Origin of the sequence: Allopontixanthobacter confluentis (assembly GCF_009827615.1) — a bacterium.
Lineage (GTDB): Bacteria > Pseudomonadota > Alphaproteobacteria > Sphingomonadales > Sphingomonadaceae > Allopontixanthobacter > Allopontixanthobacter confluentis.
In genome coordinates this window covers 1-20,953 of sequence record NZ_WTYU01000002.1, presented here as the reverse complement: position 1 = coordinate 20,953, position 20,953 = coordinate 1, and the positions used below count along the sequence as shown (strand labels likewise).

At 59.2% G+C, this 20,953-nt stretch carries 18 protein-coding genes; 17 read left to right on the top strand and 1 reads right to left on the bottom strand.

Annotation, left to right across the window (positions count from 1 at the left end; translation table 11 throughout):
• Entirely contained in the window at positions 1–777 is a 777-nt protein-coding gene (locus tag GRI44_RS08415; RefSeq protein WP_160601393.1) for a DUF2569 domain-containing protein, read from the bottom strand.
• Between the two features lie 457 nt (positions 778–1,234).
• On the opposite strand from GRI44_RS08415, the gene GRI44_RS14130 reads away from it, so the two are divergent.
• From GRI44_RS14130 to GRI44_RS08330, 17 genes are all read left to right on the top strand, one after another.
• Positions 1,235–1,558 carry a Flp family type IVb pilin gene (locus GRI44_RS14130; RefSeq protein ID WP_332872389.1) on the top strand — a complete coding sequence of 108 codons (324 nt, stop codon included), beginning with the start codon at positions 1,235–1,237 and terminating at the stop codon, positions 1,556–1,558.
• Between the two features lie 103 nt (positions 1,559–1,661).
• Entirely contained in the window at positions 1,662–2,627 is a 966-nt protein-coding gene (cpaB, locus tag GRI44_RS08405; protein ID WP_160601392.1) for a Flp pilus assembly protein CpaB, read from the top strand.
• A 98-nt stretch (positions 2,628–2,725) separates the two neighbouring features.
• A complete protein-coding gene (locus GRI44_RS08400) occupies positions 2,726–4,063 on the top strand; it encodes a type II and III secretion system protein family protein (RefSeq protein ID WP_232843079.1) in 1,338 nt (445 codons plus the stop codon).
• On the top strand, positions 4,053–4,331 hold the full coding sequence (locus GRI44_RS08395; RefSeq protein WP_160601390.1) for a hypothetical protein: 279 nt from the start codon (positions 4,053–4,055) through the stop codon (positions 4,329–4,331). The genes GRI44_RS08400 and GRI44_RS08395 overlap by 11 nt, the downstream gene beginning before the upstream one ends.
• A gap of 18 nt (positions 4,332–4,349) precedes the next feature.
• Complete coding sequence (locus tag GRI44_RS08390; RefSeq protein WP_160601389.1) at positions 4,350–5,942, top strand: TadE/TadG family type IV pilus assembly protein; 1,593 nt, start codon at positions 4,350–4,352, stop codon at positions 5,940–5,942.
• Complete coding sequence (locus GRI44_RS08385; RefSeq protein WP_160601388.1) at positions 5,939–6,493, top strand: TadE/TadG family type IV pilus assembly protein; 555 nt, start codon at positions 5,939–5,941, stop codon at positions 6,491–6,493. The genes GRI44_RS08390 and GRI44_RS08385 overlap by 4 nt, the downstream gene beginning before the upstream one ends.
• Positions 6,490–7,140, top strand: a complete 651-nt coding sequence (locus GRI44_RS08380) for a TadE/TadG family type IV pilus assembly protein (RefSeq protein WP_160601387.1) — start codon at positions 6,490–6,492, stop codon at positions 7,138–7,140. The genes GRI44_RS08385 and GRI44_RS08380 overlap by 4 nt, the downstream gene beginning before the upstream one ends.
• A 12-nt stretch (positions 7,141–7,152) precedes the next feature.
• Positions 7,153–8,346, top strand: coding sequence for an AAA family ATPase (locus GRI44_RS08375; protein WP_160601386.1), 1,194 nt, complete (start codon positions 7,153–7,155; stop codon positions 8,344–8,346).
• Between the two features lies 1 nt (position 8,347).
• A complete protein-coding gene (locus tag GRI44_RS08370) occupies positions 8,348–9,715 on the top strand; it encodes a CpaF family protein (protein ID WP_160601385.1) in 1,368 nt (455 codons plus the stop codon).
• Position 9,716: 1 nt separating this feature from the next.
• Complete coding sequence (locus tag GRI44_RS08365; protein WP_160601384.1) at positions 9,717–10,718, top strand: type II secretion system F family protein; 1,002 nt, start codon at positions 9,717–9,719, stop codon at positions 10,716–10,718.
• 1 nt (position 10,719) lies between these two features.
• Positions 10,720–11,697, top strand: coding sequence for a type II secretion system F family protein (locus GRI44_RS08360; protein ID WP_160601383.1), 978 nt, complete (start codon positions 10,720–10,722; stop codon positions 11,695–11,697).
• Between the two features lies 1 nt (position 11,698).
• Positions 11,699–12,487: a hypothetical protein gene (locus tag GRI44_RS08355; protein WP_160601382.1), complete on the top strand. Its 789-nt coding sequence runs from the start codon at positions 11,699–11,701 to the stop codon at positions 12,485–12,487.
• Positions 12,488–12,494: 7 nt separating this feature from the next.
• Complete coding sequence (locus GRI44_RS08350; RefSeq protein WP_160601381.1) at positions 12,495–12,968, top strand: A24 family peptidase; 474 nt, start codon at positions 12,495–12,497, stop codon at positions 12,966–12,968.
• A gap of 56 nt (positions 12,969–13,024) precedes the next feature.
• On the top strand, positions 13,025–13,582 hold the full coding sequence (locus GRI44_RS08345; protein ID WP_202386280.1) for a M23 family metallopeptidase: 558 nt from the start codon (positions 13,025–13,027) through the stop codon (positions 13,580–13,582).
• Positions 13,583–13,630: 48 nt separating this feature from the next.
• Positions 13,631–13,894 (top strand): hypothetical protein, encoded by a 264-nt coding sequence (locus GRI44_RS08340; protein ID WP_160601379.1) that lies wholly within the window; start codon positions 13,631–13,633, stop codon positions 13,892–13,894.
• A complete protein-coding gene (locus tag GRI44_RS08335) occupies positions 13,854–14,561 on the top strand; it encodes a J domain-containing protein (RefSeq protein ID WP_160601378.1) in 708 nt (235 codons plus the stop codon). Before GRI44_RS08340 ends, GRI44_RS08335 begins: the two co-directional genes overlap by 41 nt.
• Before the next feature lie 546 nt (positions 14,562–15,107).
• Positions 15,108–20,953, top strand: a 5,846-nt coding sequence (locus tag GRI44_RS08330; RefSeq protein ID WP_160601377.1) for a beta strand repeat-containing protein, incomplete at its 3' end; no start/stop codon positions are given.

The following is a 20,953-nucleotide window of genomic DNA, read 5'->3' as shown; positions in this document are numbered from 1 at the left end:
TTAATCCTTACTGCCTCGACCCGGCGCTGGCGGACCTTGATGCCTGGCTGCTGGGTCGGTGTCGGCCGCTTCCTCGATGCTGTCTATCGGGAACCGGCGCAGGTCGTGGGTGGTCCGGTGCCGATAGGTGACATTCACCCGCTCGGACAGCAAGAGGTAGGGCAGCCAGACGAACGCGCTGATCAGCACCTTGGCAACGTTGCCCCACAAAAGATCGCCCAGTGCCAAGGCCACATCGGCGGGCAATTCGGGCAAGGCACCGATGTAGCGCGCAATCAGAAGCTGGATCAGTATGTCCAGCATCCAGCAAAACGCCAGCATACGCGGAAACAGCGTGACGGAATGCAGCGCAAAGGCGAAGGCAACCATGTAGAAAAACGCCATCACCCCCACATCGCCCGCCATCAGCAGAAAAAGTTCGCGCCCCCAGCTGGGCGCCTGCGCGCTCAGCGCGGGCATGGCGATCAGGAATTCAACGCTGCGTAGCACGACGTTGAGCAGCAGACCGATCAGCAGCGAAGCCATGAAGCCCGCCGGCCCGAACAGCGGGTGGGCCCGCACCTCCTTGATGGCCAGCTGGCGCCAACGGCCCCAGGTGGACAGGCGCACGCCGGGCGGGCTCAGCCGGGCATCTTGCGGGAAGCACGCCTGACCCAGCAGGAAACCGGCGAGCGGGGCCAGCGCAATGGCCGCGTAGGGGGCCAGCAAACCCAGCCAGTCGCCCGGATCATTGGCAAATCGCGGCGAGGCGAGGATGCGGAACGATGCCAATGCCACAAATATGCCCGCCCAACCGATTGTGAGCGCAACTGTCAGTTGCCCGAGTGCACGGGGGATTGCCTCGCTGCGGGCAATAAGGCGCTGTCGATATGACGACCAAAACCTGCCAATACTATTTGCGGCCATGAAACTGGAACTCCACAGTGATTCGTTTTTGGCGCATAAATCGCGTATGTCCACCGAGTCTCAGACGCGTCGCAAATACAACGGACGCATACTCATTAAGGCTAAATATTAATCTTAGTCGCGTTTAACCAATTGAGAATCGGCGTTAATTTATAGGTAACTGTTTTATGTTGACCCTTGCCGCTGTTATCGGGAAACTAAGGGCAGTTACGAAGCGTGATGTCGAAGCGAGGATTTAAGTCTCGGTTTGATAATCGAAATAACAACAGGGTCGCTTCGAACATCAATCTTCTGGCTGGCTTGCCGGGTTTACTTTCCCGAATGGCCTTTGAACATCATACGCTACGGTTATTCCACCGCAGCGTGGTTAACCGGAGATATTACCATGACCTTCTTGAAAAACTTCCTTACCGACGAATCGGGTGCCTCGGCCGCAGAATATGCTCTGATCATCGCCATCGTTGGCGTTGGTATTGGCGCCGCCGCTCTGGCGCTTGGCAACAACGTGACCGCTGCCATTGGTAACGCTGCCAATGATGTCAACGATTGTAATACTGCCACTGGCACCGGCGTGTCGGCGCCTTGGTCTGCTACTGATGAGTGCGCACCAGCTGGCGGTGGCGGTGGCACCGACACCGGCGGCACCGCATAATCAAGTACGATGTTGTCTGGTCACCCTGTCTTTGTGCAGGGTGGCCAGGCAATCTCAATTATTTCATTATACCCGGGGGAGGGGCACTGTGCAGGGGCGAAACATGATCATGGTCGGCGTAGCGCTGGTTCTCGGCATTATCGCCGTCATCCTCGCGAACGCCTACTTTTCGGGTGTCGAGGAAAAACAGGCAGCCGTTGCTAAACAGCAGGCACTTACCCGCATCGTCGTCGCGACACAGCCGCTTGAATTTGCCCAGCCGCTGACTGCGGAAAACATCCGCCTCCAGAATTTCCCGTCCAACTCGGTTCCCGAGGGGGCTTTTCTCACGATTCAGGACGTCCTGAAGGACAATCGCGTGGCGCTTCGCCCGATTGTTCCGGGCGAACCCATTTTGCGCAGCAAAGTCAGCGGCACCGATGGCCGCGCCACGCTCGCCGCGCTGCTGCCCGATGGCTTCCGCGCAATCACCATTCCGGTCAACAACATCAATGGCGTGGCCGGCTTCGTGCTGCCCGGCATGATGGTTGACATCCTGCTGCTGCGCCAGATCGAAGGCGACGGCGCCGATGCCAGTGACCAGCGCGCCGACCTCGTCATGGAAAGCGTCCAGGTTCTCGCGGTTGACCAGCTGGCGGATGAAAAGACCGGCAAGCCCAAGGTCAGCCGCAGCGTTACCGTGGCCGCAACCCCGCAGGACGCCTCGCGCCTCGCAATTGCCAACCGCATGGGCACGCTGCAACTCACCCTGCGCAAGATGGAGCCGCAGTTCAACATTGAAGGCGAAGGCGGCGTGGCAAGCGCCGCGCGCACCACCACCAGCCGCCAGCTCGGCCTGCCGCGCCTGGTTATTGGCCGCAAGAACTCTGGCGGCGGCAGCGGCAACAGTGGCGGCGGCGGTGGCGGCGGCGGAAGTCGCGCTGCAGCGCCGCCCGCCCCAGCCTTTGCATCAATCAACCCACCTTCTTCGGTCGCGGTGGCACCTGCATATACCGGCCCTTCGATGACCGTCGTGCGGGGCACAGAGCCTACCAGCTATCAGGTCGGCACGATGGGAGTTTCACGATGAAATCCGCCCGTATTCTGCTCGCCGCGCTCACGCTAGCTGGCTCCACCTGCCTTGCAACGCCTGCCATCGCGCAGGACCAGGGCGTCCACGCAGGCACCATGGAAGTGCCGGTGAACAAGAGCCAGGTGGTGTCTGCCGAACGCGCGATTTTCCGCGCCATGATCGGCAATGCGGAAATCGCCGATGTCGTGCCGATTTCGGAACGCTCGGTCTATGTCCTGGGCAAGGCTTTCGGCACCACCAGCCTCACCCTTTATGACCGGGCCAACCGCGTGATCGCGGTGATGGACGTGGAAGTCGGCCCCGATGTCGAGGGGCTGCGCACGCAGATGGCCGACCTTGTGCCCGGCCAGCCGATCGAAGCGCGGATTTCGGCAGGCAATCTGCTGCTGACCGGCATGGTCAACGATCCCGGCGCTGCCAACCGCGCCGCCCAGCTGGCCAAGGCCTATGCCGGTGACAATGTCATCAACCTCATCACCGTGGGCGGCAGCCAGCAAGTGATGCTCGAGGTGAAATTTGCCGAGATTAACCGCCAGATGGGCGAGAAGCTTGGAGTCAGCGGCTTCGGGCTGTCGGACGGCGGGACATTCAGCGGCGCGCTGGGTGAAGGCGCAAGCCTTACCGGCGCAGGACCGGCGACCCTGGGTGCAATCAGCGATGCCTTCGGCATTTTCAGCAAGGCATTCAGCATCGGCTCGCTCAACCTTGATGCGACGCTTAACATCCTTGAGCGTAAGGGCCTTTCCAAGACACTTGCCGAACCGACGCTGGTCGCGCTGTCGGGCGAACGCGCCTCGTTCCTTGCAGGCGGCGAGTTTCCGGTTCCCGTGCTTCAAGGTAACGGCGGCGGGGGCACCGGCGGCGGCAATGGGATCACTGTCGAATTCAAGCCGTTCGGCGTCAGCCTTGCCTTCACACCCACCGTGCTGGGCGACAAGGTTATCAGCCTGATCGTCGAGCCCGAAGTCAGCTCGATCGACCCTTCGGCATCGGTGACGGTGAACGGGCTGGTCGTTCCCGGCCTTCAAACCCGCCGCGCGAGTACGACGGTTGAGCTGCGTGATGGCGAGAGCTTCGCCATCGCGGGCCTGCTGCGCTCGGACTACCAGACAACGGTGCGTCAGCTTCCGCTGCTGGGCAACATCCCGATTTTGGGCGCGCTGTTTCGCTCGTCCAGTTTTCAGAAGGGCGAAACCGAGCTGCTGATAGTGATCACCCCGCGTCTGGTCGCGCCGCTCCGGCCCAGCCAGGTGCGCCTGCCGACGGACCGCATCGCCGATCCGCAGCCGATCGACGTGCTCACCACCGGTGACAGCTACCGCCCGGTGCAGCTGCCTCCCATCGCGGGCGCACTGCCGGCCGACGCGGCTGCAGCAAATGGTTTGGAGCAGGGCGCCACAACCGAGCTTAATGGAGACGGATATGATTATTAAGGCTCGCCGGATCGCTCTTGCCGCGCTGCTGGTATCCGGCCTTGCCGGGTGCACTCATACGTATCCCGGCCCTGCGGCGTCGAATTTCGGCGATGCCAACCGGATGACGATGGCCGCGCAGGTCGTCGATCCCGATCCGCAATATGACACGCTCAATCCGCCCACCAGCGGCGAACATTCCGGTCAGGCTGCTGAACGTTATCGCACCGATAAGGTCAAACAGCCGGTCAGCACATCAAGCACGCAAGGTCCCGGCGGCGGAAGCTAATACAGATGGAGGAGGATCATGGCATTTAGCGTTTCGACCTTTTTCCGCAGTGACGAGAGCGGCGCGATTTCGGCGATGTATGCCATTGCCATACTTCCTCTTGTGGTCATGGCCGGAGTCGCATTCGATTACGGCCGCATGATGGGGCTCGATACCGAACTCCAAAACGCCGCCGACCAGGCCGCACTCGCCGCCGCGACCCAGCTTGATGGCAGCACTGATGCCATTACAAATTCGCAGATCGCCGCCGCCAACGCTCTTGGCAACCAGACCCGCTTCGCCAACGACGGGGGCGGCCGCGCCATCCCGACGAGCGGACTGAGCTTTGTGTACTTCAACGGCTACGAAGACGATGCGCCCGTCAACGAGACGACCGTGCCCGAGGACGCCAAGGTGGTACTCGTCAACGTCGAGGACCGGGCCGTACGCTATGCCTTGACGCCTGTCATGGCAACTTTCAGCGGCGGCGTGGCCCGCAGCAGCGCGATGGCGACACTCCAAACCGCGACCTGCAACGTGCCTCCGCTGATGTTCTGCGTTCCCAACACTGCTCTGGGCACCGCGGACCGTAGCTTCCCGCGCGCCACTGACATCGGTAGCGGCATGAAGCTCCATTTTAAGTCCAAAGATGTCAAGGACAACCCGAACAAGCCACAAGACGACACAATCGACGAAACCGACTGGGCGCCGGGTAACTTCGGCTTCCTCGACCTCGATTATTATAAGGCCGGCAAGGGGCAAAATTCGACCACCGGGCTGAATTCCGATTTCCTCGGCTGTACTGGCGAGCCGCCAAAGAGCAACCCGGGTTTCCGCACGCCCGAAGGTAGCGCACTCAATTCGCGATTCGACATTTTCCCGGCGCCAACCCAGTCGTGCAATCCCGCGACTGGCGACTTCTGTCCGTCACAAAATACTACGAAGAACCGGGTCCTCGAGGTGCAGAATGCCAGTTGCGACCCGTTGCCAGGCAATGGCAAAAACACTGATTTCGAGGAGCCTCCTGCTGGCCTCCAGCCCCCGCCGTCAGGCCTCAGCAAGCCGGGTTATCCGCAGGACAACTGTTTTAACAACGCCATTCTTCCCTGCAATGTGACCGGTGACGGCAACTGGAGTGCCGATACTTGGCTCAACACATGGCACGGTACGTCGCAGGCGACGATTCTCGCGACGAGTGACTCAAGCGGTAACTCATGGGATCTCAACGATGATGGTAAGCTATCGCGTTACGAGGTCTATGAATGGGAGCTTGCGGACAAAGCGAACCGCCTGAAGCCCAAATACCTCGGCATGGTGGCAGGCAATAATGGTCAGACCAAGCATTATTGCGCATTCCCTCAACCGAAAAATGCTCCGCCGGGGGTGCCATCAGGCGGTGATCAGAAAGACCGGCGGATTATCACGGTGGCTGCTGTCGACTGCACCAATCTCAATGGGAAAAATGTGGTGGATATAGTTCGTTGGGTCGATCTGTTTCTCGTTCAACCGGTAAATACGACTGCTGACGACCGTAATTTCTTCACCGAGATCAAGGGGCCAGCGGCTAAGGGCGGAGACAGAGATCCGGCGTTCCAGTATTACGGACGGCGCAAGGCTGTCCTGCTGCGATGATCGACCGGCATGCCTTGAAGTCTGAAAAAGGCTCGGCGGCGGTGGAGTTCGCGCTCACGCTGCCCATGATGCTGATCCTGCTTTTTGGCGGAATGGAAGCGGGCCATTTCGTCTGGACGCAGCACAAACTGTCCGAGGCTGTACGTGACGGCGCCCGCTATGCGGCTCGCATTCCGACGAACTCAGTCTGCGAGGGCACAACCGAAGTGTTGTCGCAGGGCATTCGCGACGATATCATCCTGCTTACGCGCACCGGACAAGTCATCAACGCTGCTGCCCAGCCAAAGGTGCCCGGTTGGAGTGCGGCCCAGGTCACGGTCGAACCCAACTGCGATAATACCGAGTTTGTTGATACCGGCCTTTATGCCGAATACTCCGCAATTTATCCTGGAGCCAAGGGGCCGGTGTTGGTCGTGTCCGCGAACGATGTCGCCTACCCGTGGATGTTCGGGATGCTGGGAAGCCTGATGTCAGGCATCAGCGGGAATGGCACTGATCCGCTGGATATTGGCCTCAGTGCCACTTCGGTTTCTCCGGGGATTGGACTGTGAACCGGTTGGCTAATTTCGCGCGTTCGCAAAGCGGTGGCGCGGCGGCCGAATTTGCGCTGGTGCTTCCGGCCACACTGCTGCTGTTCTTCGGCGTGATCGATGGGGGCCGCTATCTGTGGGCGGTGAACCGCATGGAGAAGGCGGTGCAGATGGGTACCCGCACGGCTGTCGTCACCAGTGTCGTGGCCTCGGAACTAAACTCTGCCGACTACGTCGATTTTGAATGCCCGGTTTACGACACCGATGGAAGTGTGATCGACGTCAGTCCGATTAAAAAGGGTGACACGATCTGCAAAGAAGCCGTCCCCACGCTCATATGCACGAAATCCGGCCAAGCGGTGACATGCGGGGGGGAGGCCGGAAGTCAGCCAGCGTTCGATCGAATACTCGCCCGGATGAGGGTGGTTGATCCTTCAATCCGCGATGATGAGGTCTCGATCACCTACAGCGGCTCAGGGATCGGATATGCAGGTGACCCATCGAAGGACGATGGCGGCAACGCGCTTGCGGATGCCGCTCCGGTAGTCACTGTCAGCATTAATCGCGCCCAGATGCGCGCCTTGTTCCTGCTGGGTGGACGGATACCTCTGCCCGGCTTCAGCTATTCGCAAACTCTCGAAGATGGGGACGGGGTAGTATCGTACTAAATCGGAAAAACCATGGGAAATTATCATCTGCCTCTTGAACTGCGAGACAGTATAAGCCTCACCACTTCCGGGGGGGCGCTCATCATTGCGTCTGAAGAAAATCTATTTCCACTGAGGTTAGACGGCGCACTGGGCGAAGGTGCCGCTGCTCGCTTTCTCGCGCTGCCCGCCGACCAAGCCTTGCCTGCCGGAGAGATCAGAGGCGCGGTTGTGGTGGTGCTTGAGGTTGATCCGACAAGCAATGCCTCACTGCAGCGGCTGGCAACGACGCGGATCGATTATCCCGGAATTTCCCTGATTGTTGCGCTGCGCGACGCAAGCGTATCGCTCGTTCGCACACTGATTCGACAGGGCGTGGCCGACGTGGCCCAACTCCCCTTCCAACCTGATAACCTGGCAGCGCAAATTCTCGACGCGCTCTCGGCCCAAACCGAGCGCGCTGATAAGGGCGATCTTGCGCCCATGATCGCGGTGGCCGGGGCAACTGGTGGATGCGGCGCAACAACCGTTATAACCCACCTCGCGCATGCTATCGCCAAGGCCAATACAGGCGGTCGCGGCGTGTGCCTTATCGATCTCGACCTGCAGGGAGGGGACGCGGCATCTTACCTCGGCGTCAACCCGAAGGTTACCGTTGATGAACTGCTTGATGCCGGCTCGAGGATTGATGCAGCGCTGTTCCGAAGTGCCGTCATCGACACACATCTCGGGTTTTCGCTCGTTGCCGCGCCCAACGATATCAAGCCGATCGACCGCGTTGATACCGATCAGATGTTGTCGGTTTTGGGATTGGCGCGAAGCTTGTTCGACTACGTCCTGGTGGATTTGCCTCCGGTCTGGAACAGCTGGTCCCTGTCGGTGACCGATGCGTCGGACCGGATTCTGCTGGTGAGCGATGCTTCGATCAATAGCCTGCGCCAGGCGAAGCGCCGGATCCGCCTTTTCGGCGAAATTGATTTTCCAGGTTCGCAAATCGAGGTGGCGATCAACCGCATGGAGCGGAAGCTTTTCCGGCCAGTGAGCGAAGATGCCATCGCCGATGTTTTGGGCGCGGCAATTTCCTGCACCCTGCCGTCCGATAGCCAAGCCATTTCGGCAGCTCAGGACGAAGGCAGGCTCGTCTACGAAGGCGGCGCCAAATCGCGGTTCGGATCCCAGATTGACGCGCTGGCGAACAGCATGTGCCAGCGTTTGCGGAGGGTATAGAATGAACATCTGGTCCATCAGAACCAATGCTTCGGTCGAAGCCCCCATCGCGACGTTGCCTGCGGTCGTTAGCGAAACGAAGGTTGAAACCGCAATCGAGCGTAAGCTTGGGCTCAAGGTTTCGATCCACCGCGCACTGCTAGACAAGATTAATCTCGCCGCGCTCGACCAATTGCCGCGCGCGCAGATCGAAAGTGAAATTCGCGACATCGTCCAGGAATTGCTGATCGAGCGCACCGAAGTGCTCAATACGCAGGAACGCCAGGAACTCGTCGTCGAGGTGCTCGACGAATTACTTGGCCTTGGACCGCTCGAGCCATTGCTAGAGGATGACACCATCACGGATATCCTGGTGAATGGCTATCGGACGGTGTTCGTCGAGCGCAACGGACTGCTCGAGAAAGTGGCAACGCGCTTTCAGGATGAAAAACATCTTATCCGGATAATCCAGAAAATCGTCAGCGCTGTTGGACGACGGATCGACGAGTCCTCGCCATTCGTCGATGCCCGCCTGGCGGACGGCTCGCGCGTCAATGCCATCATCGCGCCGCTGGCCATCGATGGATCGCTGCTCTCAATCCGCAAGTTCGCCAAGAAGCCGATTGGTATGGAAAAGCTCATCGCATTCGGCAGTCTGCCGGAACAGATGGCGCAAGTGATGCAGGCAATGGTGCGGTCGCGCAAAAACGTCCTCATCTCGGGCGGCACCGGTTCGGGCAAAACCACGCTGCTCAACGCCATGTCATCATTCATCGACGATCGCGAGCGCATCGTGACGATCGAGGATTCGGCCGAGCTTCAACTCCAGCAAGAGCATATCGCACGGCTGGAAACCCGTCCGGCCAACATCGAGGGGCGCGGCGAGGTATCGCAGCGCGACCTGGTCAAAAACGCGCTGCGCATGCGGCCCGACCGCATCATCATCGGCGAGGTTCGCGCTGGCGAGGCATTCGACATGTTGCAGGCGATGAACACCGGACACGATGGATCAATGACGACGGTCCATGCGAACACGCCGCGCGACGCGCTCAGCCGTATCGAGCAAATGATCGGTATGAGCGGGATCGAGATCTCGCCCGCATCAGCGCGCGCGCAAATTGCGTCGGCGATCGAAGTCGTGGTCCAGGTCGCCCGGCTGGCCGACGGCAAGCGCAAGATCGTCAGCCTCGCCGAAGTAACCGGGATGGAGAGCAGCACGATTACCATGCAGGAGATTTTCCGCTTCAAGACCACGGGAAGGTCCGAGGACGGAGACGTGCTGGGGCATTTCGAGGCGACGGGAATCCGGCCCAAACTGCTTGCAGATGCATCGGCGGCCGGTATCGACCTGCCGTCCGAACTGTTTCGGCCAGAGCTGAAGCTGGGCTGACATGTTCGACCTGATCCTTCGCCTTTCGGTTCTGCTCGCGGTCTTCGCGTCAGTCTTCATCGTGTCGCAGATCGTGCTTGGGGCGGCATGGCAAAGCCGGTCGCGGGTTGCGGCGGTCAATCTCCGGCTCCAGTTAATCAAACGCGGGTCCGATCGGGCTGCGATTGCCGCCCAATTGCGGAAGAACGCGCCGAGCGATTTTTCCCGGTACCCCTCGCTCATTGCTCGTCCGCTGCGAGCGTTGCAGGCAGCGCTGTTCGCCTCTGCAGTCAGCTTCACGCTGGGCCAGATGCTGTTCTGGATGGCGTTTGCCCTTGCCCTGCTCAGTGTCGGCATGATGATTTTTATCTCGCTTTCCGGCGGGACTATCACCGCTGGCGTCATCATTCTCGTGGTGGCTCTTGCTGCGAGCGTGGCGGTGGGGTTGCCGATAGTCATCATCAATATTTTCGCCCAACGCCGCCGCAAGAAGATGGAGCAGCAATTCCCAGTTGCGCTCGATATCTTCGTGCGCGCCTTGCGTTCGGGACATCCGGTGGCCGGTGCTATCAATCTTCTGACCAACGAGATGGAAGATCCCATCGGCAGCGAGTTTGGGATCGTTTCCGATGAGATATCCTACGGGGCGGAACTGACCGATTCGCTCGAGGCAATGGCCGACCGGTGGGACATGGAAGACATACGGATGTTTGTCGTGTCCCTGGCTGTGCAGTCGGAAACCGGCGGTAACCTGGCTGAAATTCTTGAAAACCTGTCGGGCATCATCCGGTCCCGGGCCAGCCTTTTCATGAAAGTGCGCGCGCTGAGTTCGGAAGGGCGGATGACCGGCTGGATCCTGACCGTCCTGCCAATCATTACCTTCGTCAGCATGTTCCTGATCAACCCCGGCTTCTACACCGACGTGGCCCGCGATTCGATCTTCATCATCGGCTTTCCGTCGCTGATGATCATCTATTTCATCGGCGTCTTCTGGATCCGCAAGCTTGTGGACATAAAGGTCTGACATGATTGAACTCGCCGCCCAGAACCAAACCTTCCGAGCCCTTGTTCTGCTCGTGATCTTCGGCTTGATCGCCGCGATTTCGCTAGTTGCGCTCGCCGTAATAAACCGGCGCATGACGGTACGTGCGCAGCTGGACAAGCTGGAATCGATGGACCTGATCGCGACCACGCACGGGCAGAGCCTGCGCTCGCGAGATACGGCGACCGCATGGACGAAGATGGCTGAATTCGTGGAGAAAGCCGGTCTCAACCTGACTGACACGAAGAGCGAGCGCATGACGCAGCTGCTCCGTCAGGCGGGCTATACGTCGGCTTCGGCGCCGCGCATCTACACCCTTGTCCGTCTGGTGCTGATCTTTGTCCTGCCGATCCTTTACGTTGTCCTCGCCTTTTCGAGCGAAGATCCGCCCTCGTTTCTGAAGGTCTATATCGTCGGCTCGATCCTCGCTTTGATCGGACTGTATCTTCCCAACCTCTATGTCCGTGCGCGGGCCGACCGGCGCCGCGAGCAAATCATCAACGGCTTCCCGGATTGTCTCGATCTGTTGCTTGTTTGCGTTGAATCCGGGCTTGGTCTTGAGGCAGCGATGGACCGGGTGGGGCGGGAAATGGTCAATTCGCATCCCTTGGTGGCCGAACTTCTCTCGATCACCACATTGCAACTGCGTGCCGGGTCGTCGCGTGACGAGGCGTTTCGCAAGATGGCGGAAGCATCCGCCGTCGACGAGATCCGCTCGTTCTCGACGCTGATTATCCAGTCGGACAAGCTCGGTACCAGCGTCGCCACGACATTGCGGGTCTACGCAGCCGAAATGCGCGAACGCCGGCAGATGCGCGCCGAAGAAAAAGCGCACCGCCTGCCGGTGCTTATCTCGATCCCGCTCGTCGCCTGCATGCTGCCGACGATGATCGGGACGCTCATGTTACCTGCGGCTATTCTGATGGTTCGCAGGATCTTTCCGTTGATGGCTGGAGGCTAGAATGATGACCAAGAAATACAGTCGTGCGCGTAATGTCGCGCTGTTTCTGGCAGTCGTACCGGCGCTGGCAGGATGCAAGATGCTCGGGTTGAGCAATGGTTTCGCATCCAGTTCCAGCCTCGATCAGCGATTGCCCGACGACTTTGGCGCAGAGCAACTTGCCGCTGGCCGCAAGGCCCTTGCGGATGGCGATACGATGGGCGCCATCGATAGCTTCCATTTGGCCAAGCTCTATCCCGCTCATGCTGCGGCCGCTTCGAACGGCTTGGCAGTCGCTTACAGCCATTTGGGCCGCGCCGACCTGACCGAGCGGTATTTTCAAGTCGCAGTCTCTCTCGCGCCAGAGGATGATCGTTATCGGTCCAACCTGGCCCGTTTCTACACGCGCAACCCGATCCCGCGCGTAGCGGATCCCGGCGCAGCGCTTGCCACGCTGCTGGCGTCTGGCCCGCTTCCCGTCGATGCGCCGATTGATGTCGCCATTGAAGAGCAGGCGCTGCCCGTGGTGGCACGCGGGGGCGGCATCACGGTCGAGCAGGCCGGCACCCGCATGCGCCGGGTGTCCCGGAATGAGGTGTTCATTTCTGATGCGCCGACTGCGCCGCAGAACGTTTCGTCATCCAGAGAGAGGCAGGCGGTAATTGAGGTGGGATCCCGCAGGCCGCAGGCGACCGCCATCCGTATCCGCACGCAGGCTGCCAACACGGCACAGGCGCCGGATTACCCGATCCGCGTGAAACTGGCACAGAAGCCGGATTATCCGATCCGCATTAAACTGGCACCGCGCTGAGCGTCCGATGCTTGACCAAGCCAACCTATCGTCCAGCGCTCTGCTAGCGTTGCTCGCCATACTGGTGACTTATGCGTCGTGGACCGATGTGAAGCAGCGACGCATCCCCAATTGGGTTTCAGCTGTTACTCTCGTCGCCGGACTGTCGGCCGCATTCGCCGTTGGCGGGATTGAGCAATTGGGCTGGTCTGCTGCGCATTTCGCCGTCGCCCTCGTCGCCGGGATGATCCTTACGGCGTTCCGCTGGATTGGAGCGGGCGATGCCAAATTCTACGCGGCAATCGCGGCATGGTTGCCTATCCAGCTTGGGCTCTGGCTGTTGGTCAGCGTGGCGCTCGCCGGGCTCGTCCTGCTTGTCGCGTTTTCGATGAAGCGCCGCGGCCGCATCGCCCGCACATCTGCTGGGCAGTCTGATTTTGACAAGCTTCCTTACGGAATTGCCATTGGCCTCGGCGGCCTGCTGGCAGTCGCGCTTGCATGAATGGTCGCGCGCTTTTCCGACGGTCTGGCGTCTTTTGGCTCGTCGGTCCGTTCCTGATGAGCGCGCAGGCGGGTTATGCGGAGGATTTGCATAAGGATGAGGCTGCGGCCCCGTCCGGAGAAGCGGCGCCAATCATCATCGTAAGCAAAGCCGGAGATGGCCTTGGCGCGCCGATCGCCTTGTGGCCCAAGGTATCGGTAGGTGTGATCGGTTCAACCAGCGCTATCGACACGCCAAGCGCCATGCCACTTGCGGCGCGCGCTATGACCAGCCGCTTCGGCATGCGTTCGCACCCGGTCCTCGGCGGTTATCGGATGCACAGCGGCGTCGATTTGGCGGCGCCCACCGGAACGCCGGTGTCCGCAACCGGGGCCGGGGTCGTGACCTTTGCCAATTGGAGCGGGGGATATGGCCTGCTGGTCGCCGTGGATCACGGTAACGGGATGCAGACACGCTTCGGCCATCTATCCCGCCTGCTGGTCAGCAACGGGCAAAAGGTTGCTCGCGGGCAACTTCTTGGCCTTGTTGGTTCGACTGGCCGATCTACCGGACCACACCTGCATTACGAAATGCGCCACAACGGACGTGCCATCGATCCGCTGGCAGCGCGCTGAGCCCGGAGGTTAACGTTATTTTAGGCAAACCAAGAGATATTCGAACCTATGTTGGGTTCTATCTCTTCCATTCTCGGCGTGGTCCTGAAACTGGGCGCGCTCGGCCTCGTCTTCAACGAGATACGCGGCATCATCCTGGCAGCGCCAGTCCTCTATGGGATGTACCAAGCTGGGGGAACGTGGACCGCGATCTGGTTGGGCGTTTCATCGCTGGGCGGCATTGCACTGTCGGTTATCGTGCCGATTTTTGCAGCACGGCGGCTGAAGAAGCATGTCAGAAATCGAAATCAGCTCGCCGTTCCGGCTACCTGACAGGGCCGCTCCCCGGCTTACAGCAAGACGGCAGAGCGCATCTCGCCCGGTCTCCATTGCGGCAAGGTCTGAACGCCAGGGGGCCACGGTGAACAATTCGCACGAGTTCGTCGATTATTACAAGAAGCTGGGCGTGGCTCCTTCGTCTTCATTCCGGGAGCTGGAGTCTGCCTGGCATTTGCTGGCCAAGAAGTTTCATCCTGACAATCCCCTGACTGCGGATTTCGAAAGCTTCAGCGAGATAATCGAGGCATACCACGTGCTCCGGGACCCGGGCAGGCGCGATGCCTATGATCGGCAACATTTTCCCGATACACGCAAACCGCCGATTGATACGCATACAGATCTGTTTGGCCTCGTCGACAACAAGACTGCCATCGCTGATGCCGAGATGAAGGACCGGATCCTGTTGACGCTGTATAAGCGGCGAAGGGAAATGGCCTCGGATCCAGGAATTTTGCAGTGGTTGCTTCAGGAGACCTTGGCATGCCCAGAGGAGCAGTTCGAGTTTCACATTTGGTATCTGAAATCGAAAGGTTTTATCGAGATCATGGAAAGCTCGGCCCTGGCAATTACCATTCAGGGCGTTGATGAAGTGATTTCGACCAGCCGCGCAGAACAGACGCGGACATTCCTGCTTGCAAGCAATGAAGGCCCGGCGGACTGAGACCGGCGCAAGGATTGTCGGCTGGCTGCCTGACAATGAGCAAACGGTATGCTTTTTTCGGCGTCTACGAAGCGCTCAAATCCATAGCCCGCCCCTTAGTAAAAGGCGGCTGATCCGGCTGCAATTGTCATAGAAACGTTGGCAAAGTTTTTGAAATTTATGGTTAACGTATGAATTGTTATTCTGCGACCGCGCCACTGCTTTGTAGGCGCAATGCTGAGAGATGTCCGGTAAGCTAATGATTAGTCGGCATAATTTGAATAAGCAGGTAGGTTTTTGCCGAGATTAACTCCAGTTTCCAACGGCATCTGGGTTAAACGATAAGGTAAACGACCTTGAAACCTTTGCGGCAAGCTGTTCTATTTCGTGGACAGGCAGAATCGTCAGTCGAGTCGCTAAAGCTTCCGGCTACATAAAAAGAGTTCTGCTTCATTCGGGCGCATGACGGTACAACCGGCAGGTATGATCCTGCCGGGGTTACGTAATATTGGCCCGTCCTGCGCCCCCAGTATTGTCGCGGATTAACCGCGGATTGCGCGAGGGAACATGGACTTTCAGGACCGGAACAATGTTAACGACAGCGACGTGAACGCTTCGGAAGGCGCCAATGCGTCTCCGGCCAGCGCCAACGGTCGGACCGTCGTTCTCCAGCCTGACGCGAATAATGTCGTAACGCTGCCGGAAGGCGTTTCGTTCGACAACATCGTTGCTGATGGCCGCAACCTGATAATTCAGGCAGGCGGCATCACCTATGTCATTCCCGATGGCGCGATCATTGTGCCGCAGCTGGTGGTGGATGGTGTCACTGTTCCGCCGCTCAACCTTGCAGCCCTGCTGATCGGTAACGAGCCTGTTCCAGCAGCGGGCCCCGGCGTCCAGAGTTCCGGCGGCAATTTCGCCACGGCTCCCGGCGACATTCAGGCAGCTTACGCCCTGGGCGATTTGCTACCCTATACTGAACTGACATTCCCGCAGCCTGAAGATCAGGAAATCATTCCCAATCTCGCCGACCGCGATCCGACTGTCATCGTCATCACGCCGAACAACCCGGCGGGCGCAACTGACGCTGTGGCCGAGGTGGACGAAGCCGGGCTGCCGGCCCGCAATGGCGAACCTGCCGGGACAGAGCAGGAAACCACGTCCGAAACCACCACCGGGACCATCAGCTACACCGCCCCTGACGGCACATCTGCGGTACAGATCAACGGCGTGGCGATCACCGCCATCGGCCAGCAATTTGTCTCGCCTGATGGCACGCTGACCATTACCAGCATTGCCGAAGGCGCCATCGGTTTCAGCTATACGCTGGGCGATAATCTGCTCGGGGTCACCCAGGACGGGTTCTTCACTGTCACCGTTATCGACACAGATGGCGACACTGCATCGGCATCGCTGCTGATCAATGTGATTGATGATGCGCCGATTGCGCGCAACGATTCCGATGCCATTGCCGCGGGCACATATGGCCCGGAAAGTGGCAATGTGATTACCGGCACAGGCACGGTGACGGGCCAGGCCGGCGCTGACAATGTTGGCGCGGATGGCGCTTCATTGTCCGGCATCGCCAATTCTTCCGGCGTAACTTCCGGCGTCACTGCGCAAACCATCATTTCCGGCGCCTATGGCACGCTGACCATCGCCCCTGATGGCAGCTACACCTATGTGCGCGCAGCAGGTTCGCCGGGCGGGGTGAGCGACACATTCACCTACACGCTGACCGATGGCGATGGCAGCACTGCCACTGCGGTTCTGACCATCAATATCGGTGACAGCCCTGCTACGGTCATTTCCGTTCCGGGCATTGGCGATCCGGGTACCATCGTTGACGAGGCCGGATTGCCGCGCCGTGATGACGAAGCGCCTGGCACAGAAGCGCCCACACCGGCCGAAACCACTTCGGGCACCATCACCTATGTCGCGCCGGACAAGCCTGCGACAGTGACGATCAATGGTGAAGTCATCACCGCCACAGGGCAGGTCATCACCACGCCCGAAGGCACGCTGACGATCACCAAATATGATCCGGTGACTGGCACGATCGATTATACTTTCACGCTGTCCGACAATACTGGCGGTGATGATACTTCGGTCACGTTTGATGTGACTGTTACCGATGTGGATGGCGACAGTGACAGCGGCTCCTTCACCATCACCATCGTGGATGATGTGCCCCTTGCGGTGGATGATAGCGCGGTGCAGTCGGGTGAGAACTCGCCTGTCACAGTCAATGTCTTTGCCAATGATATCCAGGGCGCAGACAGTGTGCAGCTGGATGCCATTGCGGCAGTGCCCGGCACGCTGACCGGCGGTGGAACAGTCGCCTATAATGGCGATGGCACATTCACCTATACGCCTGCACCGGGTGAAGAAGGTTCCGTCAGTTTCGATTATTCGATCACTGATGGCGATGGCGATGTGTCGGTTGCGACAGTCACCATCCAGCTGAACCAGGATTCCAACCCCAGCATCGACACAGCTGGCGACAGGGCCGTTGATGAAGCTGGCCTGCCCGCACGCGGCGCAGAACCTGCAGGCTCGCAGGAAGCCAGTGACAGCGAAACCGCTGTTGGCACCATCAGCATCACCACGGGCGGCGACGCGATCGGTTCGCTGGTCATCAATGGCGTCAATGTCACAAATGGCGGCAGTGTCACCACTGCCAAGGGCACTTTGGTGGTTACGCTCGATGCCGGTCAATACACCTATGCCTACACGCTCGCTGACAATACGCTGAGCGACCCGGACAGTGACACATTCGCTCTGACAGTGACGGATAGCGATGGCGATACGGCCAGCACTTCGCTGGTAATTGCGATCGCAGATGATGCACCATCGGCAGCAGATGATGCCGCGGGCATCGCGGCTGGACTGTACGGTCCGGTAACAGGCAATGTCACTGCCAATGATGTGTCAGGCGCAGATGATTTTGCTGTCACATCCTACAGCAGTGCGGGCGATACCGGCCTTGCTGGCGGCGTCGTGCAGGGCCTTTATGGCAAGCTGACCATCGATACAGATGGCAACTTCAGCTACACCCGCGATCCTGGTACGCCAGGCGGGGTGAGCGACACGTTCTCCTATACGGTGACCGATGGTGACGGGGATGTGGCCACGGCCAGTCTGGTCATTTCAATTGCCGACAGCGGAACCACGCTTGACCTTCCCACCACGGGCGAAGCAGGGACGCAGGTTCTTGAAGAAGGCCTGCCCGCAGGTTCCAATGCGGCCAGCAATGGCGAATTCACTGCTGGCACAATAGGTTTCACCGCGCCTGACAGCCCGGCCACAGTCACCATCAACGGTGTGGCTGTTGCCAGCGTTGGCCAGACATTTACCGGCAGCTTCGGCACGCTGACCATCACATCTGTCACCAATGGTGTGATCGGCTACAGCTATGAACTGACGACCAACACCAACGGCGATAGCACGGCAGACAGTTTTGCCGTGGTGGTGACCGATGTGGATGGCGACAGCACGCCCGGCACGCTCACAATCGACATTGTCGATGATGTGCCAACCGCGCGCGCCGATGTAGATAGCGTGACCGAAGATGGCCCGCTGACCGCTGATGGCAACGTCATTACTGGCGCTGACCTGGGCGACGCTAATCAGACAGACGGTGTGGCTGATACTCCCGGCGCTGATGGCGCAACGGTGGTTGCTGTTTCGCTTGGCGCAACCAGCGGTTCTGTGGGAACAGGGCTGGTCAGCGCCTATGGCACGCTCACTCTCGATGACAATGGCGACTATCGCTATGTGCTCGACAACAATAATCCGCTCGTTCAGGGGCTGGATTCCACCGAAACGCTGACCGAAACCTATACCTACACCATCCGTGATGGTGATGGTGATGAAAGCACGACGACACTGGTCATCACCATCCAGGGTGCAGATGATGGCGTGACCATCAATGGCCTGGACGGGCAGGGCGCGGAAGAAACCGTGTTCGAAGATGATTTGCTGGACGGCTCGTCGCCTGATCCAGCCGGGTTGACCCAAAGCGGGTCGTTCGACCTCACATCGCCTGATGGTCTATCCACGATTACGGTGGGCGGGACGACAATCTACACTGGCGGCGCGTTTGTGCCGGGCCAGACTCTCAGCACGGCCTATGGCACGTTGACGATCACTGGCGTGACGCCGACGACCACCGATGCCAATGGTGACGTCACTGCGGCGACAGTGTCCTACAGCTATCAGCTGGATGACAATACGCTGACGCATACTGCGGCAGACGATGTTTCGCTGACGGACAGCTTCAGTGTTGTCGTGACCGATACGGATGGTTCGACTGCCACAGATTCGCTGGAAATTACAGTTGTGGACGATGTGCCAACCGCGAATAATGACACCGCCACGCAGACGACAGAAAATCAGCCATTTACGATTGATGCGCTGAACAATGACGTATTCGGCGCTGACGGTGTTGATACGACCGACATCACCGATGTGTTTGTGGCCACGCAGGCATCGCAGGGCGTTGTAACCTACGACCCTGTGACGGGCCTGTTCACCTATACGCCCAATGCGGGCGCTGGTGGCAGCAGCACTTCGGACAGCTTCACCTATACCATCATCGATGCTGACGGTGATGCATCGACCGCCACGGTGACAATCACGCTGCAGCCGGATTCCACTCCTGCTGTGGTCAATGTAACAGCCTTGTCGGATGATGACGGCCTTGGAGGCGCCAATCCGGCACCTGCTGCCAATGACATCGACGCCAATGTGGGTGACAATCCGCTGACCGCGAGCGAAGCGATTTACAGCGGCAAGATCACGGTCGACTTCGGCGGCGATAGCGGCACGGTCAGCTTTGCCAATCTGAATGGCACCAGCGGCACCGTTGGCACAGAAACGGTCAATTATACCTGGAATGCAGGGACCAATACGCTGACGGCCACTGGCCCACGCGGCATCCTGTTTACCGTATCGCTGGATGCGGCGGGCAATTACGTCCTGACCCAGATCGACAATGTGCTCCATGCTGCCGGCAATGGTGAAACCAGTGCACCACCTGTGGTGCTGGCCTACATCGCCACTGACAGCGACGGCGATAGCAGCACCGATGGCACGCTTTCCATCACCTTCAATGATGATGTGCCGACTGCAGTGGCTGATACAAATTCGGTCACTGAAGGCAGCAATGTCGGCGGTAATGTGCTGACAGACGGCATCGACGACAGCTTCGGCGCAGACGGACCTACGCTCACATCGCCTGCTGGCGGCGTTATCGGCTTTGCGGCTGGCAGCGACATTTCGGTGCCGGCAACCGGAACACCGGGAACCACCATCGAAAGCGCACTGGGCTTCCTCACGCTCAACTCCGATGGTAGCTACAGCTATGCCTCAAAGGCGAATTCGACCAATTCCGACACGACCGATACGTTCGTTTACACGATCCAGGATGCTGATGGTGATACCTCCACCCAGACCCTGACCATCTCGGTCGACAATGTTACGGGCAATGTATCAGATAATGACGTGCTGGTTGATGAAGCCGGTCTGGACGCCAATGGCAGCCAGGGCGGAACCGACAGCGAAGTGGATGCAGACGGCCAGATCATCGTCACAGGTGCGTCGGGCACGCTGATCTATACGCTGCTGGATCCCGCTGATGGCACATTTGGCACGTTGGTGCTGGATAGCGCGACAGGTGCCTATACCTACACGCTCGACACACCCGTCACCGATACAACCGGTGATGATGGCCGCAACACCGTGTCGGGCGCGATCAATGGCGCTGAAGAATTCGATTATCAGGTGACCGACACATTCGGCAATCTGATTGGCACTGGCACTATCGTCATCAATATTGTCGACGATGTGCCAACCGCGAATAATGACACCGCCACGCAGACGACAGAGAATCAGCCATTTACGATTGATGCGCTAAACAATGACGTATTCGCCGCCGATGGTGTTGATACGACCGACATCACCGATGTGTTTGTAGCCACTCAGGCATCGCAGGGCGTCGTAACCTACGACCCTGTCACAGGCCTGTTCACCTATACGCCCAATGCGGGCGCTGGCAGCACCAGCACCTCGGACAGCTTCACCTACACCATCATTGATGGTGACGGTGATGCATCGACCGCCACGGTGACAATTACGCTGCAGCCGGATTCCACCCCAGCTGTGGTCAATGTAACCGCACTTTCAGATGATGATGGTCTTGCAGGCGCTAATCCGGCACCTGCGGCCAATGACATCGACGCCAATGTGGGTGACAACCCGCTGACCGCGAGCGAGGCGATTTACAGCGGCAAGATCACGGTCGACTTCGGCGGCGATAGCGGCACGGTCAGCTTTGCCAATCTGAATGGCACCAGCGGCACCGTTGGCACAGAAACGGTCAATTACACCTGGAATGCAGGGACCAATACGCT